The sequence below is a fragment of the Mucilaginibacter sp. P25 genome (assembly GCF_050859465.1).
Lineage (GTDB): Bacteria > Bacteroidota > Bacteroidia > Sphingobacteriales > Sphingobacteriaceae > Mucilaginibacter > Mucilaginibacter gossypii.
Genome location: NZ_CP193937.1, coordinates 3,084,563 through 3,108,909 on the forward strand (window position 1 = coordinate 3,084,563; position 24,347 = coordinate 3,108,909).

The 24,347-nt window shown below is 44.0% G+C and carries 21 protein-coding genes and 1 pseudogene; 11 read left to right on the forward strand and 11 right to left on the reverse strand.

Going from position 1 to position 24,347, the window contains the following annotated elements:
• The first annotated feature begins 91 nt into the window (after nucleotides 1-91).
• The 4 genes from plsY (at nucleotide 92) to ACRQ5D_RS15870 (ending at nucleotide 3,419) form a co-directional block, all read left to right on the forward strand.
• Nucleotides 92-745 (forward strand): glycerol-3-phosphate 1-O-acyltransferase PlsY, encoded by a 654-nt coding sequence (plsY, locus tag ACRQ5D_RS15855; protein ID WP_090531854.1) that lies wholly within the window; start codon nucleotides 92-94, stop codon nucleotides 743-745.
• A 5-nt stretch (nucleotides 746-750) separates the two neighbouring features.
• Entirely contained in the window at nucleotides 751-1,554 is an 804-nt protein-coding gene (locus ACRQ5D_RS15860; protein ID WP_091172486.1) for a M48 family metallopeptidase, read from the forward strand.
• Between the two features lie 46 nt (nucleotides 1,555-1,600).
• Nucleotides 1,601-2,332: a YqjF family protein gene (locus tag ACRQ5D_RS15865; RefSeq protein WP_091172482.1), complete on the forward strand. Its 732-nt coding sequence runs from the start codon at nucleotides 1,601-1,603 to the stop codon at nucleotides 2,330-2,332.
• Nucleotides 2,333-2,621: 289 nt separating this feature from the next.
• The gene (locus ACRQ5D_RS15870) at nucleotides 2,622-3,419 is read left to right on the forward strand and encodes a DUF3050 domain-containing protein (protein ID WP_091172478.1); all 798 of its coding nucleotides are present in this window, start codon (nucleotides 2,622-2,624) and stop codon (nucleotides 3,417-3,419) included.
• Nucleotides 3,420-3,502: 83 nt separating this feature from the next.
• On the opposite strand, the gene ACRQ5D_RS15875 is transcribed toward ACRQ5D_RS15870, so the two are convergent.
• The 11 genes and pseudogenes from ACRQ5D_RS15875 to ACRQ5D_RS15925 all read right to left on the reverse strand — a co-directional run bounded on the left by ACRQ5D_RS15875 (nucleotide 3,503) and on the right by ACRQ5D_RS15925 (nucleotide 14,881).
• The gene (locus ACRQ5D_RS15875) at nucleotides 3,503-4,297 is read right to left on the reverse strand and encodes an FHA domain-containing protein (protein ID WP_432329489.1); all 795 of its coding nucleotides are present in this window, start codon (nucleotides 4,295-4,297) and stop codon (nucleotides 3,503-3,505) included.
• A gap of 24 nt (nucleotides 4,298-4,321) precedes the next feature.
• Nucleotides 4,322-5,059: a penicillin-binding transpeptidase domain-containing protein gene (locus tag ACRQ5D_RS15880; RefSeq protein ID WP_432329491.1), complete on the reverse strand. Its 738-nt coding sequence runs from the start codon at nucleotides 5,057-5,059 to the stop codon at nucleotides 4,322-4,324.
• The gene (locus tag ACRQ5D_RS15885; RefSeq protein WP_432329493.1) at nucleotides 5,016-5,627 is read right to left on the reverse strand and encodes a hypothetical protein; all 612 of its coding nucleotides are present in this window, start codon (nucleotides 5,625-5,627) and stop codon (nucleotides 5,016-5,018) included. The genes ACRQ5D_RS15880 and ACRQ5D_RS15885 overlap by 44 nt, the downstream gene beginning before the upstream one ends.
• Nucleotides 5,603-8,398, reverse strand: a complete 2,796-nt coding sequence (locus ACRQ5D_RS15890; RefSeq protein ID WP_432329495.1) for an FtsW/RodA/SpoVE family cell cycle protein — start codon at nucleotides 8,396-8,398, stop codon at nucleotides 5,603-5,605. The genes ACRQ5D_RS15885 and ACRQ5D_RS15890 overlap by 25 nt, the downstream gene beginning before the upstream one ends.
• A gap of 3 nt (nucleotides 8,399-8,401) precedes the next feature.
• Nucleotides 8,402-8,818 carry a hypothetical protein gene (locus ACRQ5D_RS15895; RefSeq protein WP_431199962.1) on the reverse strand — a complete coding sequence of 139 codons (417 nt, stop codon included), beginning with the start codon at nucleotides 8,816-8,818 and terminating at the stop codon, nucleotides 8,402-8,404.
• Entirely contained in the window at nucleotides 8,782-9,834 is a 1,053-nt protein-coding gene (locus tag ACRQ5D_RS15900; RefSeq protein ID WP_431199963.1) for a protein phosphatase 2C domain-containing protein, read from the reverse strand. Before ACRQ5D_RS15900 ends, ACRQ5D_RS15895 begins: the two co-directional genes overlap by 37 nt.
• Nucleotides 9,835-9,924: 90 nt before the next feature.
• On the reverse strand, nucleotides 9,925-10,890 hold the full coding sequence (locus tag ACRQ5D_RS15905; RefSeq protein WP_091172464.1) for a hypothetical protein: 966 nt from the start codon (nucleotides 10,888-10,890) through the stop codon (nucleotides 9,925-9,927).
• 50 nt (nucleotides 10,891-10,940) lie between these two features.
• A complete protein-coding gene (locus tag ACRQ5D_RS15910) occupies nucleotides 10,941-11,516 on the reverse strand; it encodes a hypothetical protein (protein ID WP_431199964.1) in 576 nt (191 codons plus the stop codon).
• Nucleotides 11,447-12,334, reverse strand: a complete 888-nt coding sequence (locus ACRQ5D_RS15915; protein WP_431199965.1) for a serine/threonine-protein kinase — start codon at nucleotides 12,332-12,334, stop codon at nucleotides 11,447-11,449. The genes ACRQ5D_RS15910 and ACRQ5D_RS15915 overlap by 70 nt, the downstream gene beginning before the upstream one ends.
• Before the next feature lie 249 nt (nucleotides 12,335-12,583).
• Nucleotides 12,584-13,987 carry a glycoside hydrolase family 20 protein gene (locus tag ACRQ5D_RS15920; protein WP_431199966.1) on the reverse strand — a complete coding sequence of 468 codons (1,404 nt, stop codon included), beginning with the start codon at nucleotides 13,985-13,987 and terminating at the stop codon, nucleotides 12,584-12,586.
• Nucleotides 13,926-14,881 (reverse strand): annotated as a pseudogene (locus ACRQ5D_RS15925) (beta-N-acetylhexosaminidase). The gene ACRQ5D_RS15920 and the pseudogene ACRQ5D_RS15925 overlap by 62 nt, the downstream one beginning before the upstream one ends.
• Before the next feature lie 264 nt (nucleotides 14,882-15,145).
• On the opposite strand from ACRQ5D_RS15925, the gene ACRQ5D_RS15930 reads away from it, so the two are divergent.
• From ACRQ5D_RS15930 to ACRQ5D_RS15960, 7 genes are all read left to right on the forward strand, one after another.
• Nucleotides 15,146-15,997, forward strand: coding sequence for a ring-cleaving dioxygenase (locus ACRQ5D_RS15930; protein WP_432329498.1), 852 nt, complete (start codon nucleotides 15,146-15,148; stop codon nucleotides 15,995-15,997).
• Between the two features lie 76 nt (nucleotides 15,998-16,073).
• Nucleotides 16,074-16,628: an alpha/beta hydrolase gene (locus ACRQ5D_RS15935; RefSeq protein ID WP_431199967.1), complete on the forward strand. Its 555-nt coding sequence runs from the start codon at nucleotides 16,074-16,076 to the stop codon at nucleotides 16,626-16,628.
• A gap of 273 nt (nucleotides 16,629-16,901) precedes the next feature.
• Entirely contained in the window at nucleotides 16,902-17,477 is a 576-nt protein-coding gene (locus ACRQ5D_RS15940) for an RNA polymerase sigma-70 factor (protein ID WP_431199968.1), read from the forward strand.
• Nucleotides 17,478-17,846: 369 nt separating this feature from the next.
• Nucleotides 17,847-19,007, forward strand: coding sequence for a FecR family protein (locus tag ACRQ5D_RS15945; RefSeq protein WP_091172444.1), 1,161 nt, complete (start codon nucleotides 17,847-17,849; stop codon nucleotides 19,005-19,007).
• Between the two features lie 606 nt (nucleotides 19,008-19,613).
• Nucleotides 19,614-22,280, forward strand: coding sequence for a SusC/RagA family TonB-linked outer membrane protein (locus ACRQ5D_RS15950; RefSeq protein WP_432329788.1), 2,667 nt, complete (start codon nucleotides 19,614-19,616; stop codon nucleotides 22,278-22,280).
• Nucleotides 22,220-22,624, forward strand: a complete 405-nt coding sequence (locus tag ACRQ5D_RS15955) for a hypothetical protein (RefSeq protein WP_432329501.1) — start codon at nucleotides 22,220-22,222, stop codon at nucleotides 22,622-22,624. Before ACRQ5D_RS15950 ends, ACRQ5D_RS15955 begins: the two co-directional genes overlap by 61 nt.
• Before the next feature lie 53 nt (nucleotides 22,625-22,677).
• Nucleotides 22,678-24,171: a RagB/SusD family nutrient uptake outer membrane protein gene (locus ACRQ5D_RS15960; RefSeq protein WP_091172437.1), complete on the forward strand. Its 1,494-nt coding sequence runs from the start codon at nucleotides 22,678-22,680 to the stop codon at nucleotides 24,169-24,171.
• Nucleotides 24,172-24,347: the final 176 nt, after the last annotated feature.

Sequence of the window (24,347 nt, forward strand, 5' to 3'; positions counted from 1 at the left end):
ATCAAATAACACATTGTTAAACAAAGTTTAGTGGTAAAAGCGCTGTGATTAAAACGCTTTTACCGCTTCAATTTTGTAATATTGCAGGAGAATGATAACCGTTTACTCTGTTACAGCACTTATAATGGCTTATCTGTGCGGCTCAATACCTACGGCTGTTTGGATTGGTATGGCTTTTTACAATGTGGATGTACGCGAGTACGGAAGCGGTAATGCAGGTGCTACAAATACTTTTCGTGTGCTTGGTAAAAAGGCGGGCATCCCCGTGATGCTGCTTGATATATTTAAAGGCTGGGCAGCAACAAACTTCGCTTATTTCATTGGTGCATCTGCTACAGGTGCCATCAATTCAACAGCATACACTAATTATGAACTGGCCTTAGGCATAGCGGCAGTTATGGGCCACCTGTTCCCTATTTTTGCAGGTTTCAGGGGCGGCAAGGGCGTAGCAACTTTGTTTGGAATGATTTTGGCTATACATTTTCATGCTGCTTTATTATGTATAGTGGTTTTTATAACGGTGTTACTGATCTCAAAATATGTGTCGCTTAGCTCAATTGCAGCTGCCTTTACTTACCCTATAGGCGTTACATTTGTTTTTCCGACACCTATACGGTCTATAGTAATTTATGGCATGTGTATTTGCGTACTTGTGCTGGTAACCCACCAAAAAAACATTGAACGTTTAATAAGAGGCAAAGAATCGAAAGTTAATTTTTTTAAGAAGAAAACAACAGCTGCCTAATCACCATGAAAAAGTTTAAACCTTTATTAGTCCTGATAGCCATCATGGCTGTCTTTTCCTGTTCAACTGTGCCGCTAACCGGCCGTAAACAATTAAGCCTGGTTGGCGATGCCGAAGTGAACCAGTCGGCAGCGGCAAGCTATAAGCAACTGCTTTCCGACCCTAAAACTAAAGTGGTGGCCAGCGGTGCCGATGCGCAACGTGTTAAAACCATTGGTAACAGACTGGCTGTAGCCATTGAAAAATACCTCAAAGAAAACGGTTATGGCGATCAGTATAGCTTTAATTGGGAGTTTAACCTGATCCAGAGTAGCGAGGTTAACGCCTGGTGTATGCCTGGTGGTAAAGTTGCGGTTTACAGCGGGTTATTACCTGTAGCCAATACCGATGCCTATCTTGCTGTAGTTATGGGCCATGAAATTGGGCATGCCATTGCCCGCCACTCGGCCGAACGGATCTCGCAGGAGATGTTGGTACAAGGGGGCGGACAACTGGTAGGAGCGGCGACAAGCCAGCAGTCGCAGGCTACACAAACTGCCATAAGTACTTTATATGGTGTTGGAAGCCAGCTGAAATTGTTGGCGTATTCCCGTAAACAGGAATCAGAAGCCGACCGTTTAGGTTTAACTTTTATGGCTATGGCCGGTTATGATCCGCACAATGCCATTGCCTTTTGGCAACGTATGGCAGCCCAAAACAAAGGTGGGGCACCGCCTGAATTTTTAAGCACTCACCCTGCCGATGCTACGCGTATTGCCGATATCCAGAACCTCATACCCGAGGCTATGAAATATTATAAAAAATATTAATCATTTTAGTATATCCCGCTCGTAAAAAAGGCGGGATTTTTCTTTTATGGCTAAAAGCGAATTTTTAAAAGCCCAGTGGAAAAACCTTGTAATGCTCAATTACGAGGTTGATGCGGCAATATTAAAACCTTATAAGCCGGCAGGCACGGTGCTTGACCTGTGGGAAGGAAAAGCGCTGGTAAGTATGGTTGGTTTCATGTTTTCGGATACCCGGGTACTGGGTATTAAATGGCCCTGGCATGTAAACTTTGAAGAAGTTAACCTGCGATTTTACGTGCGATACTTTAATGGTACCGAATGGAAGCGCGGCGCTGTTTTTATAAGCGAAATAGTACCGAAAAGCATGATAGTGCTTATTGCCAACAATCTTTACAAAGAGCATTACCGTGCCCTGCTTATGCGTAGTTCTATCACTTCAGCTGCAGATAATCACACCCAATTTTTATATGAGTGGAAGCTAAACGGCCGCTGGAATAAACTTGGTGCCACCGCGAGTAATGAGTTAGTAAATATTAAAGCCGGTAGCGCAGAAGAATTCATTTTGGAACATTACTGGGGATATAATAGCTTAAGCCCCATAAAAACCATGGAGTACCAGGTTGAGCATGTTTCATGGCAAACGGGTTTGGTGCGCGAGTATGTTTTTGATGCTGATGTTGCCGCACTCTATGGTGAAGCAGTTAGGCCGTTTTTGGAAAAAGAGCCGGTTTCTGCTTTTTATGCGGTCGGGTCGGATATCGTGGTGCGAATGGGGGAGAAGATAGTGGTGGGGAAGTAAAGAGTTATGTGAAAAGGAGTGATGCTTCGAGTCTTTATGGTAAACTTATGGAAGTGAATTATTAAGCATAATGATCTGCCCCTCTGGGGCAGCCTTTCAATTTCTTAAATTTAAGTTAATGATATCGCTTGTAGCAGTAATCTGATCCGTTCCGAGTTAGCAGTGCTTTAAATCCTTATTAAAGCAACTATAATTAAAGAATCCCCCATCACCCTGTCGTCAAAAAAATAATCAGTTCATTAATAATCACGTTGTTTGCTATTTTTGCCACCCATACAATTTTTGATACATGGCAAATTACAACAACCGCATTGCACAGTTAAAAATCGAGATCCATCCTTTACGCGATCAGCTTATCAGTCACGAGCTTTATAAAAATATTACATCGCTTGATGAGCTTACCGTTTTTATGGAGCATCATGTGTTTGCTGTTTGGGATTTTATGTCGTTGTTAAAAGCTTTGCAGCAAAAGCTTACCTGTACGGTAACGCCATGGATGCCAACCGGGAACGCCAATACCCGTTACCTCATCAATGAAATTGTTGCCGGCGAGGAAAGCGATATCGATGAGCAGGGAAACCGTGCAAGCCATTTCGAACTTTATCTGCGTGCCATGCAGCAGGCCGGCAGCCAAGCTGAAGGGATCAACAATCTGTTTAATGAATTAAACTTCGGTAAGCATATTGATGAAGCGCTGATCATTGCCAATATTCCTGTTGCCGCCCGCAATTTTGTGCAGCACACATTTGACGTTATCGATACCAATAAAGATCATCTGCAAGCTGCAGTATTCACTTTTGGCCGCGAAGATTTGATTCCGGATATGTTTGTAAGCATAGTAAAAGAGCTGAGCCAACAATTGCCGGGTAAGGTTGATATATTGTTATACTATCTTGAGCGCCATATAGAAGTTGACGGCGACCATCATTCCCAACTGGCCTATCAAATGACTGCCGAACTTTGCGGCGATGATGACAGCAAATGGGCCGACGCGACTGTTGCTGTTAAAGAAGCATTACAGGCGCGCATTGCACTTTGGGATGGGATTTTGGAAGCGATTAAAGTACAGGAAATAAGTTCCCTTTAACCATATGCCGGTAGGAAGGTCATTTTGACAGAGCATGGTTAGGGATTTTCTTTCGCTTCCTAACGCTCGTCCTTTTCTTAGCTCTATCGGTTTGCTATCGTAGTATATAAAAATACCGCCGATTCTCCCAATATTACCTGGTCGCCTTCACTTAGGGGATGGCCAATTTGAGTGGAATTGAGTTTGATCATCTTACCATCAGCCGCAATATGGATCTTGGTTTTATTGCGCGGAGGTACGCCGCCTTCATCAGCAAAGATCATGAAGCGCTCGCTTTCGCCGTCCCATTCAATATGGGCATGCTGCCTGCTGATGTATTTATTACTTCCGTCCCTGCTCTCTCCCGGAAAAACAAATTGATTTAGCCTGAACGATCCATTTTCGGTAACAGACTTTTTATCCCTCCCAATGTAAAGTTTGGGGTCTGTTGCTTTAATCAGGTATTCTTCTTTTTCGGCCTCACCACTCAGGATGCGTAAATAGGCTGTAAAGGAAGCTGCATTGTGTGCAACCTGCTTGCGGGTATTCATGATAAAGGCTGCATCCAGGTCGGGAATCCTTTTCGCTTCCGCCGGGAGCTCATCGGTGAACTCAACATCCAGCGTCCAGTCAGAAGGTAAATTGATGTCAAAATCGTCGGCTATTTTTTGAACCTCGTTTTTGAACAGCGCTTTATCATGTACATAAACCGCACCCTCATAAATAGGCTTGTCCTCAGCATCGGCAACTATAAAAAGCTTCAGCTCTTTAATATGGCCGCCTTCTCCACCTTCTATCTTTTGTAACGATTCTTTAATGAAACGTAATATAGCTTCACGTAAGCTTTTTACATCCCAGGGTTGTTTTTCGCCGCTTCTTTTAAATAAACTAAATGCCATTTGCTCTTCCTTTCTGCTTAAACACTATTCTTCGGTAGTGGTTTCCGTTTCCATGCTTTTTATATAACCTTTTTTCAGCAGGAAAGGGATCACATGATTGCCGGCCAGGTGTACCGCGTCTGATGATCCGCGGGTTGATTCTATCCGGATACAAACCACCATATAGCCACTGCCTTTTTCTTTTGGTGCAAAGAAAACATACCAGCCATCGTTAACGCTCTGGTTCCTTACAATACGTTCCGGCGTACCGGTTTTGCCCGCTACCTTGATGCCTAATATAGGCGTTTTAGGCGCACTTTGCTCAATCATATATTGTTTTAACAAAGCAGCATAACGCGGATCTTCGGCCAGCTTGATACCGCTTTTTACAGCCACTGTTGAATCGGCAATTTTTAGCGCGTACCTGTTGGGCAGTAACATACCGTCATTAGCCACACCTGATACCAGCCTCGCTACCGCCGCAGGGGTAGCAATCAGCTCGCCCTGCCCCCAGGCCATACCCGAAATACCTTTAGCCCTTGTTTTATGGATATTGTTAGGATCGTACCGTGGTTTGGTATTAAATTCGGTTTTACGCCATAAGGTGCGCCATTTATCTTCCTGGGTGGCATTCAATACCGGTTTATTATAATAGTAACCGCCTACGCCATGCAAAAACATCCCTGTTTTAAGGTAAAGCGTTGCCATGTACTCTTCCAGGTGTTCCTGGTTGGCCAGTTTAATAAAATATACGTTGTTTGATTTGGCAATGGCGCGCTCCATGGTGATCATCCCGGTTCTCGTCGGGCTCGATGCCCTTGGTACGGATCCGCTCCTGGGTGCTTACATGATATTGTATTGCAGATGCAGCGATGCCTAATTTATTAAATGCTGACATCGCCGTTAAAACTTTAGCCGTTGAACCGGGCTGACTGGCATAGGTAAAACCCAGATCGGTAGTGGTTAACCAGGTAGCCAGTTTATTCTGATCGGCCAGTGGCATAGTCAGCTGGTCCCAGTTATGCACAGGAGGCAGCGGGTATTGTGCCGATGTAAGCACATCGCCGGTGTTGGATTCCATGATAACTACCGAAACCCTGTTATCATACAGTGAAGTATCGGAAGCGATAGATTGCTGAATACTGGTTTGCAGATCGGCATCCATCGTAAGCTTTACATCGCGGTTTTTGTTTTTGAAAGCTTCTACCTCCGGGCCGTTGATATCACTTACAAGGAGATTGGCTAAAGCGCTGTAGTCTTTTTTAGCTACGGTCATTTCTTTCATTCCGCGGGGCAGGAACCGGTCTTCCTGGTAACGTGATGCCTTCACATTATAATTGGTGATAGGCATATGAAACCCGCGAAGTTCGGCGGCATGCTCATACTCGGCAAAATAACCGTTGGTGCTGCCATTAAATACCCCGGTGTTTTGATCGCCCGTCCAAAAAACGTTTGCTCTTCAAAAGGATAAAACCTATCCAGGCGCTTATGCATAGCCGAATCCAGGTCATAATGCAGCATGCCCGAAGCGCTTAATTTGTTCTTTTGTTTTTCGATAAGTTCGGGTTTGCTGGTAGCCAGGATAAGGCCGTTACGGTCATATATAGTACCGGCCTGCAACCTGTTCATCAATATAGCGATACGCGGGTTATAACTAAACATCCGCAGACCGCTTTTATCGGCAACCAAAGCAGGCTTTACAACCCATTGCTTATTATCTGTTGTATAGCGCGATACATTCACCACCAATAATACCACCCCGGCAAGCGCGGCTGCCAATGCAGGTACCAGGTTTTTATCCTGCTGTTTGGTGATATAGTCCATTTGCACTGCTGTGCCCCTTACTGATGAGACCGACAGCAGGAAGCCCGCAGCCAGCAGATTTATTACCAATGATGAGCCGCCATAACTTTCAAAAGGAAGGGAAACGCCGGATAATGGCAATGCCCCGATAGAGCCGCCCGCAATCAGCAAAAACTGCACAAAGGTACATACCCCGATACCTGCACTTAGGTAAAACAGCAGGGGCATCCCGGTTTGCCTGCCTATGATGATGGAGCGGTGCAGGTACAACAAAAACAAGATGAACACCGCGGCCATGCCGGCCCAGCCAAACTCTTCGCCGATTGATGGCAATATCATATCGGTATGTGCTTCGGGGATAGTTTTGGCAAAGCCCTGCCCAACACCTTGTCCGCTTACCCCTCCACTGGCCATGGCCCAAAGTCCGTTAGCTACCTGGTCGCCGCCGTAAACTTCATTATTCCAGGCGTCCTGCCAAATAGCCTTACGCTCAACCAGTCGTTCCACCGGACCGGGGATAATTTTATCGAGCCCCGGAATTTTATCGATGGTTAAAAAAGCAGTGATCACCACGAGCGCCATAATGGCCGATTCACTCAATCTCCTCCGCCTGAAAAATACTACGCTCCCAAGCGAAAAAAATGTGATGCCTGCGCTAAGCCATATATTATCAAAAAACCAGGTAGTGAGCACAAATAGCACCACAAAGCCCGCCATATACAGGAAATCGCCCCGTGAAAAAGAGAACAGGATAATGAATGTAAAACAGATCACCATGGCCGGGCCCAGATCGCCTAAAACCAAAAACAGCAGCAGGGTTATTATTGTGGCGATAAGTGCAAAAGAAAAGAACGACCAACGCTTGCTCCAGCTGGCGTATTGACTGATGAATTTTTCGTTGGTGGCAAAAAATCCGGCAAGAAAAATAACAATGAGGTATTTTACAATTTCGCTTGGCTGAAAACCCAGCAGGTTAACTTTTACACCGCTACCCTCGGGGCCGGTACCAAACAAGATGGTGGAAAACAGGATGCCCATGGCAACAATAGCCCAGGGCCAGCCGTTGGCAGCGCTCCTGCTCCATTTAAAAACAAGCAACCGGTAAAAGCCCGAGTCGGGGTTAAGACGGCGAAGGTTAAATAGCTGAATGATGCAGATCCCGGCCATGCCGATGCCCAAATAAACAAGCGTATCTTTAGCCAGGAACCTATCGCGCAGCGGGTCTTGCAGGCTTAAAAGCGTAAGGAACGAGATACCGGTAAGCATCATGATCAGGGGTAAAATGATCTGATCGGCATCGGGGTACCGGGCGCTTAGTAACAGGTGTACAATGATAAAACCGGCAAAAAAACTGCCAGCTATGATCCAGTACCACATATTAAACTCCTCCTGGTAGCGCACGATAAAGGCACCCTCTTTTTTCAGGATGTTAAAGTCGCGGGTAGAGAGCAGCTTGATGCTATGGGGTGCCTGGCTAAATTTAAAACTTACATCTTTGTCCAGCTCGTCAACGCCCTGCGAGCGGCCAAACTCAAAGCCGGGCTGCATGGGCAATACCGAAAATGCTTTACCGGTTGGCAATTTGGCAAATACAAAGCGCCCTTGCTCATCGGTACGGGCAAAAGCTGTTAGTGACTGCAGTACCTTCTTTTTCTGATCGTTAAGTACATACAGTTTTTTGTATGATGAGGCATTTTCTGAAAAAGATGTTTTTGCTCCCGTTTCTTCATCACTGAAGATACTGTCGCGGGGCAAAATCATGGTGAGCTTTACCAGTACACCGGGCACTGGTTCGCCTTTGTGAGCTATTATACCTTTAATGCTGTATTCGCCAAGGTTGAGATCGGTTTGAGCGCCCAAAGCAGGAGGATTTTTCAATTCCTGCTCAAAGCGGATGGAATCATCGCCGGTATAGCCTAAAAGTGTGCGGGAGGTAAGTACGCGTTTCTTGAAAGTTTCACCGCCCTTTTCAAAGGCCTCGTCGGCATTTACGTAGTATTTGCGTTTGTTAAGCTCGCCGGTATTATCTACCAGGTCGCCGGTTGTTTTACGCGATGCTATTACCGATTCAATGTAATCAACATCCCTGGGATCATCGAAATAATAACCCTTTTTAAGCAACGCCTTTACGTTTTGAGCGGTATTGGGCGAGTTAAGGTTTACGATGGTACCGTCCTTCAGGCGCTTATCAACATCAGTGAACTTAAGTTGCAATACGCCGAAAAGCTTCACAAATAAAACGGCCAGCAATATGCCTGTAAGCAACAGGAACAGCCGTTCCATTCTCCTGCCGGGTACCTTGGGATTTTCCTGGGCCATTTATTAGTGGGTAGCTTTAGTTGGAACAGAATCAGTTTTGAACATGCTGCCAAACAACCTGCCCGAGATGTATTTTTTATTAGGGAACATGTACAATGCCTGGACCGGCGTTAAGCAGTTATTAAACTGCACATTTTTTAGCACCAGGGCATCGTTGTGTGTAATAATGGCCGTGCGGAAGCCGTCAAAAGCAACGCTATCCAATACTACATATTTACAATTAGCAGCCAGCGCGATAGCCGGGCCCGAATAGGTAGAATCTTTTTTAAATACGACGGCACCCTTTGTTTTAATATACAGGCTATCCTTATTGATATGCAGCGTATCGCTCAGCACAATAGGCTGCTGAAAATCAGCTGCCGAAAGTAACAGCGTATGGCCTTTTAATTTGTTAATAGTATCCTGAAGCTTGAGCTCCACCGAATTTTTAATATGCTGGGCAACCAACGTATCTGTTTTTTTAGGAATAGCAGCCTGATCGGCATTCTTTTTAAACTGCCAGATAAACCCACCCAAAAAATAAAGCAAAGCAGGGTAAGTACAGCCACTGTGCCGCCATTGCCTTTGGTTTTCACCACAGGATCAGGCTCTTCCGGCCTTTTTACCGGGGCGGGCGCAATTGCTTCCGGCTGTTCGGCAGCTTTTACAGCAGCCACCACCGGTTTCGTGGCGCTGTGTTGCTTGCGCTCCTTATCGTTATGTACCAGCACCACGGTGACATTATCTTTACCCCCACGGTTATTGGCTGCATCAATCAGTTTTTTACCTTTTTCGGGCAGGTTATCGCTGCTGGTAAGGATATTGGTGATCTTGCTTTTATCAACCAGGTCGGTTAAGCCGTCGCTGCAAATGAGCAGGATATCGCCCGGCAAAAAGGGCGAGTTACCAGTCTCTACAAAGTCGGGATCCTGGCCTATCTGCCCGGCAAAGCCAAGGGCTTTATTAATTTCATTGCGCTTGGGATGGTCCATGGCCGCTTCCTCGGTCAGCCGGCCCGAATCTTCCAGGAAGCCCACAAAAGAGTGATCTTTCGAGATCTTGATCAGCGAATAATCGCGCAGCAGGTACAGGCGGGTGTCCCCAACGTGGGCGTAATAAAATTTATTGTTGATCACATCAACCACGGCCAAGGTAAGCACACAGGCCATGTTTTCAAGATCTTTGTTCTGTACTTTTTCGTCGTAGATCCGCTGGTTGGCAATAGTAAACGTATTTACCAATAGCGGTACAATATCGCCGGCTATATATTGCAATTGCTCCAGGATGGTGGCGCGGGCAATTTCGGCAGCTATTTCGCCCCCGGCATAACCGCCAACCCCATCAACCACACAGGCAATGATAAAATTGCCATCACCAGATTTTTCGGCAATAAAAACGTCTTCGTTGTTTTGCCTTTGCCTACCGGTATCTGTTATCCCGAAAAAATTATTTGCCATGGTTTTAACTGGATTTTTTTATGTCGATAAAATGAGCTACCAATAACAGCACACATATTGCCAGCAGCCCTATTGATAATACCTGTGACATTATGGTTCGGGTTTGAATATGTTAATACCTACTATGCCATTGAGCAGGATCCTGGAGTTGAACGGCAGCTCAACCCATTGCGGCGAGTTCACGTCGCTCCCGGCCACTTCCAGCTCATTGATCAGGGTGCGCTCGCCAAAAGAAGCCATGTAAAACTTACCATCGGCTTTATTTAGCCTGATGCGCAGGTGCGGGGTGTTCACCCATTCAGACGGTACCTTAAACACGGCCTGCTCGTCCCTTTCCTCATCACTGCCCGATACAACAATATCATCATCCTTGATCAGGTACTCCACCTTGCGGCCAACAAACTGTTTATCTGGCATAATGGTTTCCAGCCGGGCCAGTACTTTTGTACCGGGTTTTGCTACGTCCTTTTCGTTATAATGCAGATCATTGGCATAAGGCAATTCATAATAACCTTCGCTGTAATAAGTAAAGCCCTTTAAAACCTCGTTGCTAATATCCAGCGTTTGGGCAACACCCGTTTGGCGTGGAATGAAGGTAACCCGCAGGTTCTCCTCTTTTTTAGCGCTTGTGCCGGGCAGCAGTTTACCTATAAAACCCTTATCGCCGCGTTTATAGTCCGGGTGCGATACCAGCCTGAATACCCATTTTGAGCTTGAAGGCTCCACCTTTTTGCCTACTTCCTGGTGTTCGCGCAGCAATTCATAAAACTTCTTTACCGATTCATTAACGATAATGCCGAACAAGCCAGAGCGGTTATTTACAAAATCCTGGTAATCTTCCTCGTTAAAGCTGATGATAAATTCATGGTAAAAAACTATCCTGTCGGCAAAAGAAAGCTGCTTGATCGATTCCTTGAATTTTTCGATGATGTATAAATACACGTCATCGGGCGTTAGCGCTTTTATTTTTACAGCCTCTTCGTTTACTGGTTTGCCGTTTGGTAAAAACCAGTCCTGAAGGCCTATCCGTTTCCAAAATGTTGATTTAGGTTCCATTCTGTATATGCTAAATCATTAAAAGTTTAAGTTAGAGGTATCCGCTTTTTTCACACTATCGCGATAAAACTGCGTATCTTCCTTTTGTTGTTTTGCCCGTTGTATGTTACGCAATATCGAATCGGCGGTTGAATCAACTTCAGGTGGAATATTGCTCTCATCTTTGTAATCACTGGTCTTAAGCTGCTGTACGGAGTCTTTTTTTGGGGTAGGATAATTTTATTACTTGCGGCCGAGTCGGTTGCTTTTTTTGAAGGCTTAAACAGCCTGCTAACCACCCCATTATAAATACGCCCGCCAAACTTATCCATCACCACTGCCGAAAACACTGTGAAACCGCAAAGCAATATCATGAACAAAACAAAAATTGGCTTTGACATGCGTACGACTTTGTTATCAGCAGGTGCATCGCTGATTACCTGTGCCGGTTGCTTGTTCTCGTTTTCCTGGTAATATAAAACGAGGCCTTGCAGGCGTTCATTTTCCTTTAATAAAACTTCGGTGTTCCACGATTCATCAGGATTAGTTTTACTAATGGCTCCTATGCTACCCTGCATCAAAGCTTCCTGCAATTCAATGCCGTTGGCATACCGGTTATTGATGTCTTTTTGCAGGCATTTAGCCACAATCTGTAATAACCAGGCCGGAACCTGCATCTGCATTTCTTTTTCTCGTCAGACCAGCTTTCGGGCAGGTTTTTGCGGCGCAGCTCCATTACATCAGGCATCTCCGACTCCATGTGGGCCAGCATCACGGCGTTGCGTGCTGTTTCGCCATTATCTTTTAGCGGGAAAGGCACCTGCCCGCCAATCAATTCATACAGGATGATGCCGTAGCTGTACACATCTGTTTGGAAATACATCAGGCCTTCATTTTGCTCGGGTGCCATAAATTCAATGGCGCCCGCATGACGGATACTGGTACGGCGCTGATCATCAGACATGGCCGAAAGACCAAAGTCAAGCAGCACGTAGTTTCCGGTATGTACGTTGAACTTTACATTATTGCTTTTGATGTCGCCGTGCTTTACCGAAACTTTGTGACAGTGCGATAACGCGTTTGCCAGCTGATCGGCCAGTTTGATGATCTCTTTAATGCTGAAGATAGCCTCATGGGGTGGTTTCAGCAGGTCCTCCAGATCGGGGCCATCAATATATTCCATTTCGATAAACGGGAACGAACCACTTTCGGTAATGCCCGAATTAAGGATCTTAACCACATTTGGGTTAGGCTCTTCGTTTACCTTTTTTAGTTTTTCGACCTCGTTTTGGAAATTGCGAAAATTTTTATCGTCGGTGCTTTCGGTGTGAATAGGAGTGGGCAGGAGCTTTACCGCTGTGATAATAGGCCCATAGCGGCGACCTTTATAAACAGAGCCCTGACCGCCCGTTCGTAAAGCCCCCATGTTTTCCAAACCTTCGGTAATAGTAAATACTTTGCTCATTGAGTTATACTTGGGGAATGAGTATTCGTGACAAATATTAAAAACTTTTTACTCAACATAACGCAGGCATTAGTGTTTGGTATAAAAATATAAAAAAATAACCGCTGATTTGGGTGATTTCGTTGATTGCGCTGATTAACAATTCTGTCTGAACCCGAATTTATTGAATTAAAAGAATGGACAGAATGCTCAGCAAATTCAATAAATTCCCTTAATTCAATAAATTCGAGTTCAGACGACCATAGTTCATTAATTCACAATTATCTCATCCACCATTAACCATGCCTTTGCCCCGGCAATATACTCACCCGGCGGAATCATCCCTTTGTTGGTTGCTTTTACCCTGATATATCTTGCCTGCTGTGTTTTGATGTTTGCCCTTACAGCGTTGATGCCGTTATCCGGGAAATCAGTCTGGCGGTAAACTTCGGTATAATTGCTTCCATCTGTTGATACCTCAAAGGTAAGCAGCGTTGGCTCCCACATTTTTTGCCAATGGTATTTTAATATGTTAATGCCAAGCTTTGATACGTTTTGCACGTTTCCAAGGTCAACTACTGCTTCAAGGTCATCTCCGCTAAAGCCATACCATTGCCCGTCATTATAAAGCTTGCTGCCGAAGATGCCGTTCACTAAACCAAAGGTATTGCCCGGATTAAACCCTCCCTGCGGCTGGTTTTTAAGCGTTACCGTTTTGCCAATGGCTTTATGAATGCTAAATGATTTTTCATAGGTTCGGCCCTGCTGCCTGCCATTATTAAAAACAGCTGCTTTAATAATGCTTGATGATGCTATTGTAATTGCACCTGTGTAACCTTGGCTGTTTAAGCCCGGCTCAGTACCATCTGTTGTATAAAATATTTTAGCGCCGGGTAAAGTTGTTTGGATATTTAACGCTACCTGATGATTAGCTGTTTCGATTACAGAATCGGTGATCTCATCAAATACATCAGCCGCGTTTATGTTTAGCTTTTTAAGTAAAGGCTGCTGGTACCTCAGTCGTTTCAAAAAGTCAGGATAGCTTTTATTTTTCTTCGAACTCCAGGCAACTTCGGCCAAAGCCAGCATTCGCGGGAACAATTGCCGCTCGGCCTGTGCGGGGCTGGCCATGTATTCGCTCCAAGCATTGGCTTGTACGCCTTTGATATATTTTGCTTCCTCGCCGCTTAATTCATTAGTTATTGGTTCGTAATTATAGACCTTGCTTAATGGCGTGTAACCGCCGCCGGCTAGTGGCTCGGCCGGGTAAAGGGACTGGTAGTAATCCAGGTATACATATTTTTCGGGCGTCATGATGGCATCGTGATGCTGTTTGGCAGCGGCTATGCCGCCCTCTTCGCCAGTCCAGCTCATTACGGTTGCACCAGGGGTAAGCCCACCTTCCAGGATCTCGTCCCAGCCTATGATCTGCCGGCCTTTACTGTTCAGGTATTTTTCCATGCGGCCGATGAAATAACTTTGCAGTTCCTTCTCATCTTTCAGGTGTTCGTCCTTAATGCGCTGCTGGCATTTGGGGCAGACCTTCCATTTGGTTTTAGGGCACTCATCACCGCCGATGTGAATATATTTTGAAGGGAACAACGGCAGTACCTCATCCATCACATTTTGTAAAAAGGTAAACGTTTCTGTCATTGCCGGCGCAATACACATCATCAAAAATACCCCAATAGGTAGCGGTTTTATACGGGCCGCCGGTACAACCCAATTGCGGGTAAGCAGCCAGCGCCGCCATTGCATGGCCCGGCATTTCAATTTCCGGGATTACCGTGATATGCCTTTGAGTGGCATACTTTACAATTTCCTTAACCTCATCCTGGGTATAATAACCGCCATAGCGTTTACCATCAAACCTGTGCGGACTATCCTTTTTGTGGCCAATGATGGTTTCATCGCGGTAAGCCGAAATGCTTTGCAGTAAAGGATATTTTTTATTTCGATGCGCCAGCCCTGGTCATCAGTTAAGTGCCAGTGGAAGGTGTTGATTTTGTATAATGCCAACAAGTCTATCCATTTTTTGATAGCTTCGGGCTTGAAAAAATGACGGCTTACGTCTAAATGCATCCCGCGGTATGCAAAACGGGGATAATCCATAATGACGCAGCTTCGCGCAGTTACTTTTCCATTGGATACTTTTAGTAACTGGATAAGTGATTGCAATCCATAAAACACACCTGCTTCATCATGACCGGTAATTTTTATACGTTTAGCTGTAACCGATAGCTTATATCCCTCTGGTTGGGTAACATATTTATCATCTATATTTAACTGAACAGGAGCATTCGACCTATGATTTGTTCGGAGGCCGAAACCTGAAACAGATTTAAAATAGGTATTGAAAAATGTAAGGTTATCCCGGCCGATGTTAGGTGTGGTACCTATTGCTGTTGATTGATTAAAAGTAAAAACCTGGTTTGCATTTGTCTTTACCATTATAACGGGCTTAGGGATTATGCCTTCTTCCTTTACCTGAGCGTTGGTTACCGCTGCAAAAAGCACGCATAACGGAATACAACTGAGAAATTTGCGGAATGTAAACAGGTTGATCATCAATGTAAATGTAAAACCGAATATACTTTTTTTGCCGAAAGGCGGATAATGAAATCGTTTAATAATAAAAAAACACTCCCCCGTTTTTCTTATCCTACATCAAGTGCCGCCGGTGATTTTGACCGTAATTTTGAGTCATAATAACACAGCAAATATTAAAATATTTAAAACAAGGAAAACAATGGAAAACACTATAAACGGCATTCATCACATCACTGCAATTGCAGGCAATGCCAAAAAAACTATGATTTTTATACCCGTGTATTGGGCTTAAGGTTAGTTAAAAAAACTGTAAACTTTGATGATCCCGGTACCTATCACTTATATTATGGCGATGGCAATGGTACTCCCGGCTCCATCCTTACTTTCTTCCCATGGGAAGGTATCACAGCAGGTCGCCGGGGCGCAAGGCAGGTAACTGAAATTGGTTATTCGGTACCTGAAGGTAGTTTAGATTTCTGGTTGAAAAGGTTTGAAGACAACAATGTGATCTACAACAAACCGGCCGAAAAATTTGGTGAGCAGTATCTTACTTTCCTTGATCCTGATGGTTTGAAATTTGAGCTTATCGTTCCTAAAAAAGCCGATAACCGCACACCATGGGAAACTGCCGAAGTAACCGCTGCCAATGCAACCAAAGGTTTTCACAGCATTACCATTACATCAAATAAAATTGAGGCTACAGCCAAAATATTAACCGGTGTATTAGGCTATCGCTTACTGGAACAACATGTTAACCGCTACAGGTTTATTACCGATGCTGTCGACAATGCAGCTATAGTTGATTTGGTGGAAGTTCCGGGAGAAGTTGCCGGTCATGTAGCAGGTGGTTCTGTTCACCACGTAGCATTCCGTGTACCAAACGAAAAAGTATTGATGGAATACCGTGAAAAGATAGCCAACCTTGGCTTGCATATCACCGACAAAATAGACAGAAATTATTTCTACTCATTATACTTCCGCGAACCAGGTGGTGTTTTGTTTGAGATAGCAACCGACAACCCAGGCTTCGCGGTTGATGAACCAGCCGAATTATTGGGCACAGGTTTAAAATTACCTGCACAGTATGAAAACCTGCGCGGCGAGTTGGAAAAAACATTACCATCATTAGTTTAATCAAACAGATGTACAGGCACACAAAACAGGTTGTTTCGGCGGGAGTTCCCGCCGAACAGGCCAAAAAGCCATCATTATGCTGCATGGCCGCGGCGCATCGGCAAGCAGCATTATCTCGCTTAAAGATCATCTCGAATTAGATGGTTACGCTATCTATGCGCCACAGGCCAATCAACATAGCTGGTATCCCTACAGTTTTATGGCCCCGGTGCAAAATAATCAACCGGCACTTGATTCGGCCCTTGAAGTGATTGACGAACTGGTTGAGGACCTCAGGCAAAAAGGAATAGCAAAGGAAAATATCTATTTCCTTGGTTTTTCGCAGGGCGCATGTTTAACGCTTGAATATACCGGCCGAAATGCCGGCAGGTACGGCGGGATTATCGCTTTCACCGGCGGATTGATAGGAGAGGAATTGGTTAAGGGAAACTATAAAGGCGATTTTAACAATACCCCGGTACTGGTCACCACTGGCGACCCCGACCCGCATGTACCGGTTAGCAGGGTTAATGACAGTGTTGAAATATTAAAAGAATTAAATGCAGATGTAACCCTCAAAATATATAAAGGCCGCCAGCATACTATTTCCCATGAAGAAATTGTGTTGGCAAACGAAATACTGAAGAATTGATTGTTTTCAAAGTTGAGTGTTTAAGAGTGGAGAGCTGCCCGGAGGGGCGGCTCTCTTTTTTGCCGGATAGCATTGACCAACCTGTATAATAAATAAGTTATGCCTATGCTTTTGATAACCTTTGGGTTATTTTATATTAATAACCGATAGTTTGAAATGATGGTTAAGTGATTCATAATTAGCGTATAAGCTTATTTTTACTTTTTAAATATATTAAATTAATATTTAAGTAATTTTAGCCTTTGTTTCCCGGACGAACTTAATTAGTAAACTATGCCCGACAAAATTGTGATGAGCGATATGCAGCTCATTAGCCGGTTAAAGGCTGATGATGAAGCGGCGCTTACCATGATTTACAGGAGATATTGGGCTTCACTTTTTAAAGCGGCTTATAATATCTTAAAAGACAGGCAGGCATGCGAGGATATTATCCAGGAACTGTTTATTAAGCTTTGGGATTGCCGGGCCGAAGTGGAGATCAATATATCGCTTAAAGCCTATCTGTATGCATCGGTACGTTACGGGGTTTACAGGCAAATCCGCACAGGTACGCCCGTAAGAAGCGAGATTTTTGACGATCTGATTGAGCGCCTGCACACCCCAGCTACCCACAACACCATTGAGCACAAAGAACTGCTACTGCAAATAAACCAGGTGATTGATACCCTGCCCGAAAAATGCCGGGAAGTTTACAAACTGAGCCGCGAAGAATGCCTTAGTCATAAGGAAATAGCCCTGCAGCTAAATATATCCACTAAAACCGTCGAAAATCATTTAACCAAAGCGCTTCGCCAGTTGCGCGGCTCGTTAGGCTCCGCTTTTATCCTGGAAGCGTTGATGTTTTTTTAGATAAATAGCATCAAATGAAATCTTATCTATTTAAAAATGTAAGATATTTATTGCCGTTGGTTTTAACCAACGGTGAAATAATTCTAAAAGTCTGGCTTTAGCCCAATTATGCAGGTGGGTTTAGGCTAAAGCCCTCTTTATCGCTATTTAATATTCCGTTGGTTAAAACCAACGGCAATGAAAATTCTATTGAGTGATTAGATATTCTGATTGTTTTTAAACAGCTTTTTGCTGGATTTTTTTGGGGGAATAATTGATTTTTCGGCTAACATTCGTTTGTTAAAGCTTATTCATAAAATATTTTAATTTTTTTCATTTCGACGTAGGGGATACCCCCGTTTTTTTACTCTCCTTATCAAAACCACATTTGTGCAAAAGGAAGAATTTTTACAACTGATAGATAAATACCTGGCCGGGCAGGCAACTGCTGCGGACAAGGAACAGTTGTTGAATTTTTTTGAAAGCTTTCAGGGTGATACCGACGAATGGGACGAAATAGTGCTTGGTGTAAAGCAGGAACTGGAAGACCGCATGTTAACTAATATCAGGCAGGCGATAGCCGAGCCGGCATTTAACGCGCAGCCCCGGGTTATAAAGCTGCACTTTTTCAGAAATGTGGCCGCCGCAGCTATCATATTGCTGCTATCGGGTACTGCTGTTTATCATTGGTGTATTAAACATGAACAGCAAAAACTGGTGGCTCAAAGCAAAGCAATTGAAAAACATGACGTTGAGCCTGGCGATAACAGGGCTGTTTTAACCCTTGCCAACGGCTTCAAACTGATACTGGACTCGGCTAAGATCGGCTTGCTGAATCAATCGGGTAACATCAGCATTAATAAAACGCAGGATGGGCAGGTGGTTTACACCGCAGATAAGGACCAACAGCAAAATGGACCGGTTGCCTATAACATCATTAGCACCCCCAGGGGCGGTCAGTACCGGGTAGTGCTTCCTGATGGTTCAAAGGTTTGGCTTAATTCGGCCTCATCTTTAAAATTCCCTACGGCATTCACTGGCAATGAACGGGATGTTGAACTCACCGGTGAAGGATATTTTGAAGTGGCCAAAAATAAAGCGAAGCCTTTTAATGTAAGGGTTAAAGACATTAAAGTAGCCGTACTTGGTACGCATTTTAATATTATGGCCTATAATGATGAGGCCGCTGTTAAAACCACCCTTCTTGAAGGATCAGTGAAATTAACACAGGGTAATATAAGTAATTTACTAAAGCCCGGTCAGCAGGGCATTATAAATGATAAAAACATTAAAATTATTGATGTTGATACCGACGAGGCGGTGGCCTGGAAAAATGGCTTCTTTGACTTTGAGCGGGCAAACATACAAGATATTATGAAGCAGCTTTCGAGGTGGTATGGTACCGAAGTAATATACGAAGGTAAAATACCTGATGATGAGTTTGTAGGTAAGATCAGCAGGGATGTAAAACTATCGCAGGTATTGCACATCCTTGAATTAAGCCACGTGCGTTTTAGGATTGAGAACAAAAAAATAATTGTTACGCCTTAAATACCGGCAGCTGATTTTTAACTGCTAAACCCAAACTATGAAGAAACACTGACGATATAATCTCAAAATATTCCAACCTAAGCTCCCCTTATCTAAATCAAAGAAAAGCCGGAAGCGCTGCAACGCTTCCGGCATAATGAATTGGATCAAGCTTTCCTGAGTTTTCAATAACAGATTTTTTTAACCCAAACATCACGAAGTTATGCATTTAAACTTTACTGGTAAAGTATTTAGTGCCTTTGGTACACATTCAAAACTGTTTTTGACGATGAGATTAACCGTCTTATTACTAACTCTCGGCTGCCTCCAGCTAAGTGCTAAAAGTTTTTCACAATCCATAACCCTGAATGCGAGGGGATAGCACTTGATAAAGCTTTTAAAGCAATTGAAAAACAAAGCGGCTATTATTTCTTTTACAGGTATAAAGATATTTCAAAAACCAAACCGGTTAATCTTTCACTAACTAATGCTTCATTACAGGAAGCGCTGCAGCAATGCTTTAAGGATGAGCCTTTAACGTATGTTATTGATGATAAAAATATTATTGTAAATAAAAAGAAAACGCCCGATGTAAGCACTGCCCAGGTACCCATAACCATAAGCGGTATTGTGGTAGATGATAAAAATCAGCCGTTACCGGGTGTTAATGTTAAAGTAAAAGGCACCAATGTTGGTGCCATAACCGGGGTGGACGGTAAGTATTCCCTAAATGCCGAAGATAATGCAGTTTTGGTATTTACATTTATCGGTTTTCAAACCAAAGAAGAACCGGTTAATAAAAGAACAACTATCAACGTTGTTTTAAGTGAAGATAACAAGGAATTAAAGGAGGTAGTTGTTGTAGGTTACGGCAACCAGGAGCGTAAGGATGTAACGGGTGCTGTTGGTTCGGTAAAAATGGGCAATATCAAAGAGATCAAAACAGCGAGTCTTGATTTGAAACTGGCCGGCCAGCTTGCGGGCGTAACCGTAAACCAGGTAACCGGTACTCCGGGTGGTGGTGTTTCTGTAAATATACGCGGCGCCGGTTCAGTAGGTGCCGGTGATGATCCTTTATATGTAATTGATGGATTCCCCATTTCTCCGGGGTTTGATCAATATCAAAATCCTTTAAGTACCATCAATCCCGACGATATAGAAAATATCAGTGTATTGAAAGACGCTGCTTCTACAGCTATTTACGGTTCGCGAGGGTCAAACGGTGTTATTTTGGTCACTACCAGGAGGGCGAAAAAAGGCGAGTCGTCAGTAACGGTAAATACTTCAACAGGTGTTCAAACCATATTGCCCAAAAGCAAATTAAAAATGATGACCGCCGAACAATACGCGCAGTGGCGTATTGAAGCTTTGCAGGATCTGGATAAAGTGAACGGAGTGCCATTCAGCATGAATCAGGTGCCTGAGGCGTTCAGGAATCCAAAAGCACTTGGCAAAGGTACTGATTGGTATGATGCAGTTACCCGTAATGCGCCTATGCAAAATTATGATGTTACTGTTTCAAATGGTACCGATAAAGTACGCTCTTTGTTTTCATTGGGATATTTTGATCAGCAAGGTACGGTGCTTAACACCGGATTCAGGAGATATTCGGTAAAAGTCAATATGGATGCCGATCTGTTTAAAAATGTTACGGCCGGTCTTAGCATCGCTCCAACTTACAGCCAGCGTAAATTACAACAAACAGACGGGCATTTTGACCAGGCTGTATTAAGCCAGGCCTATCTTGAAAGCCCGCTTACGCCGGTGAAACAGCCCGACGGTTCATATACCAATGTGGTAGGTTCGGAGGGAAACGGGAATATCGCAGGCACAGCACTTAACGCCAATCCGGTAAGTGAGCTGGTTAATACCACTAATAAGTATTCACAATTCCGTACGTTGGCTAATACATACGTTAACTGGGAAATAATTAAAGGCTTAGATGTAAAATCTACTTTTGGTATTGATTATCAGAATAGCAATGGCGATTACTTTCGCCCGTCGTTTTTAGGAAGCTTCCGCATTCCCAATAAGGACGGAAACCAGGTTAAAGCTATAGGATCATTTAATTCGTCTAATTCCTTCAACTGGCTTAGCGAAAACTCCGTAACCTACAAAAAAACGTGGGGCAGTCATACATTAACTGTTTTGGGCGACTATTCAATACAGCAGGAAACCAGCCACTATCGTTTAACCTATGGCACCGGTTTTCCCGACGATGTAGTCCGTTCGGTAAGGGCCGCTACCATTATCACAGCTAATGCCGGTGACGAGGAATGGAGGCTATTATCGCTGATTGGCAGGGTGAACTATGCATATAAGGATAAGTATTTATTAAGCGCCTCCATACGCCGCGACGGATCGTCAAGGTTTGCACCGGGGCACCGGTGGGGAACTTTCCCTTCAGTATCGGGCGGCTGGCGGATCTCTGACGAATCATTCTTCCCAAAAACAAATGTGATCGATCAGCTGAAATTCACAGCCAGCTACGGTCACGCGGGTAATAACAGCGTGGGTAACTACGACTATGTAGCCGCTGTAGACGAAACCAATTATACTTTTGGCGGAGCACTGGCTCCCGGAAAGTCAATTACGGATCTCGGTAATGCTGAAGTTGGCTGGGAAACAACCAAACAGTTTGATGTAGGCATGGACCTTTCGTTATTTAAAGGCCGGGTTTACTTAATTGCCGAGTATTATAACCGCTTTACCGAACGGTTACTGCAATATATACCCGTGCCGATAGCCTCGGGCTACGGATACGCGTTATCAAATGTTGGCAACGTGCGTAACCGCGGCTTTGAGTTTACGGTAACCACCAAAAACATAGTTAGCAAAGCTTTTAACTGGAGTACAGATTTTAATATATCGTTAAATCGTAATAAGGTTATAAGCCTTGGCCCTACACCTCAAATCTATGACGCGCCCCGGAATGACAACCCAACCAGTATTACACTGGTAGGGTTGCCGCTTGGGCAGTTTTACGGATATATTTTTGAAGGTATATTCCAAAGCCAGGCCGAACTTGACAAATACCCGCATTTTGAAGGTGAAAATGTTGGCAATATCAGGTATAAGGATGTTAATAATGACGGTGTTATTGATGGTAAAGACCAGGTACCTATTGGCAACCCCTGGCCTAAATTTACATTTGGTTTTAACAACCACTTCAGTTACAAACAATTTGACCTGAACATTATCTCGGCCGGCTCGGTAGGGGGCATGTGTTTGATATGTACAAACAGTTTACAACCAATTTGGATGGTATTTTTAATGTTGAGCAAAGTGTTATAAACCGCTGGAGATCACCGGAGCAGCCGGGGGCCGGCATATTGCCTACTACTACTTCAAACACTGGCCTTGCCCGCGATTTTTATCCCTCATATTGGGTAGAGAGCAACTCGTATTTAATGGTGAAGAATATTGATCTCGGTTACAATTTCAAAACAAAATTCAGCAAAAACTTCAGGGTATACTTCAGCGCTCAAAATGCCATCCTGATTACAGGTTATAAAGGAGGCAGCCCCGAGGTCGGCATTGAGGGGCAACAGGGTAACCGTTCGTTATCACCCAATGTGAATTTTACAGGCTATCCTGTTTCGGCAATTTACACATTAGGTTGTAACGTGACATTTTAGTGGATACAGCGATTTTTGAAAACACAATTGAGCAACATTAAGAATCAGAAGACATGAAAAAAAACATATACCTTTTTCTTAGCCTCGCAGCTATTGGTTTTTACGGCTGTAAAAAGGATTATCTTAACCTGCAACCCACAGATACTCAAAACAGTGCCAACTTTTTTAAAACAAAGGCCCAGTTTGTTCAGGCTATTAATGGTGCCTATGCCCCTCTTCAGGGTTTATATAACGGGTCATTTTGGGCAATGGGCGAAATGCGGTCTGATAATACTTCATATGAATATGATCCTTACGATCGTTCAGGCAACAATAAGGAGGAGTTGGATGAGTTTCGCGAATTGAATAATAATGATATTGTGCAGGCGTACTTCAGCTCCTGTTTCACCGGTATCGGCCGCTGCAATGTTATCATCAATCGCTTGCCGGCTGCCAAGCTTGATGCCGCCACTACCGATACCATAGGAGGGCAAGCTTTATTTTTACGGGCGTTCAATTATTTTAACCTGGTACGTATGTTTGGTGATGTACCGCTGGTGCTTGTCGAGCCAAAATCGGTAGGTGATGCTTATGACCTGTCCACTAAGTCACCGGAAGCTGCTGTTTATACCCAGATCATCGCGGACGCCCAGGCCGCGATAGCTAAACTACCTGTAAAATACCAAACCACCGCTAATAAAGGCAGGGTAACCAAAGGTACTGTCGAAACCATGCTGGCCGAAGTTTATATGACCCAAAAGAAATTTGATTTAGCCATACCACTGTTACGCAGTGTTATATCGTCAGGGGCCTATAACCTTAACGCTAATTATGCGGATAATTTTGATATTGCTAAGGAAAACGGCCCCGAGTCAATTTTTCAAATTCAGTATATTGAAGGCCCTAACGGCCTGGGGGCTGATTTTATAGATACTTTCATCCCATGGGATTACTATGATAATGATGTTACCGGCTTTTACATCGGTAACAATGCTCAAAACGGCTGGAATATCCCTACTCAGGACCTTGTCAATGCCTATGAAGAAGGCGATAAAAGGAAAGATGCTTCACTGATAAACTTTACATCAGATGAGTACGGCATCGATCTGCCTTTCATAAAGAAGTATCAGAGCATCGGATCGGTACAAGGCATTACCGGCAACAACTTCCCGGTTTATCGTTATGCAGATGTTTACCTGATGCTTGCCGAGTGTTTAAACGAACAAGGCTTTGCAGCAGGTGGCGATGCTTTCAAATATCTGAACCTGGTTAGGCAGCGCGCGGGGCTTGAACCTAAATCAATGGGTAATGCCAATCCCGACTTGAACGTTACCAGCCAGGAGGAGTTCCGTGCTGCCATAGCACACGAGCGCCAGGTTGAGCTTGCGTTTGAAAACCACCGTTGGTTTGACCTTTTGCGCACCGGCAAGGCCGTTGAGGTAATGAAAGCACATGCTATCAGCGAACGGGCGTATAAAAATAGCTCATGGCAAATTAATTCTGCTGCCTATAGCAATATCCGCCTGCTGTTCCAGTATCCTTTAAATGAAGCAAACCTCGAACATTAATAATGTTACATGGCCAGGGTGAAACTTTTACCCGGCTATATTACGTTTATAGGTGTATATTGCGATGAACGCACATTTTGTGGGCAGGCTCGATGAAAAATTTCAGGTGCATATCAAAACAATATTGCTGTTAAAGTTTATTTAATAGCATGAACTATTAAAACCCCAAAAAAGGT

What these genes read in the sequence shown, in the direction of transcription:
- plsY (WP_090531854.1), top strand. Translation starts at nt 92, where the DNA reads ATGATAACCGTTTACTCTGTTACAGCACTTATAATGGCTTATCTGTGC.
- ACRQ5D_RS15955 (WP_432329501.1), top strand. Translation starts at nt 22,220, where the DNA reads ATGTACAAACAGTTTACAACCAATTTGGATGGTATTTTTAATGTTGAG.
- ACRQ5D_RS15960 (WP_091172437.1), top strand. Translation starts at nt 22,678, where the DNA reads ATGAAAAAAAACATATACCTTTTTCTTAGCCTCGCAGCTATTGGTTTT.
- ACRQ5D_RS15880 (WP_432329491.1), bottom strand. Translation starts at nt 5,059, where the DNA reads ATGGAGCGCGCCATTGCCAAATCAAACAACGTATATTTTATTAAACTG.
- ACRQ5D_RS15915 (WP_431199965.1), bottom strand. Translation starts at nt 12,334, where the DNA reads ATGAGCAAAGTATTTACTATTACCGAAGGTTTGGAAAACATGGGGGCT.
- ACRQ5D_RS15865 (WP_091172482.1), top strand. Translation starts at nt 1,601, where the DNA reads ATGGCTAAAAGCGAATTTTTAAAAGCCCAGTGGAAAAACCTTGTAATG.
- ACRQ5D_RS15935 (WP_431199967.1), top strand. Translation starts at nt 16,074, where the DNA reads ATGCTGCATGGCCGCGGCGCATCGGCAAGCAGCATTATCTCGCTTAAA.
- ACRQ5D_RS15870 (WP_091172478.1), top strand. Translation starts at nt 2,622, where the DNA reads ATGGCAAATTACAACAACCGCATTGCACAGTTAAAAATCGAGATCCAT.
- ACRQ5D_RS15860 (WP_091172486.1), top strand. Translation starts at nt 751, where the DNA reads ATGAAAAAGTTTAAACCTTTATTAGTCCTGATAGCCATCATGGCTGTC.
- ACRQ5D_RS15940 (WP_431199968.1), top strand. Translation starts at nt 16,902, where the DNA reads ATGCCCGACAAAATTGTGATGAGCGATATGCAGCTCATTAGCCGGTTA.
- ACRQ5D_RS15900 (WP_431199963.1), bottom strand. Translation starts at nt 9,834, where the DNA reads ATGGCAAATAATTTTTTCGGGATAACAGATACCGGTAGGCAAAGGCAA.
- ACRQ5D_RS15885 (WP_432329493.1), bottom strand. Translation starts at nt 5,627, where the DNA reads ATGCCTATCACCAATTATAATGTGAAGGCATCACGTTACCAGGAAGAC.
- ACRQ5D_RS15920 (WP_431199966.1), bottom strand. Translation starts at nt 13,987, where the DNA reads ATGATGTGTATTGCGCCGGCAATGACAGAAACGTTTACCTTTTTACAA.
- ACRQ5D_RS15890 (WP_432329495.1), bottom strand. Translation starts at nt 8,398, where the DNA reads ATGGCCCAGGAAAATCCCAAGGTACCCGGCAGGAGAATGGAACGGCTG.
- ACRQ5D_RS15905 (WP_091172464.1), bottom strand. Translation starts at nt 10,890, where the DNA reads ATGGAACCTAAATCAACATTTTGGAAACGGATAGGCCTTCAGGACTGG.
- ACRQ5D_RS15875 (WP_432329489.1), bottom strand. Translation starts at nt 4,297, where the DNA reads ATGGCATTTAGTTTATTTAAAAGAAGCGGCGAAAAACAACCCTGGGAT.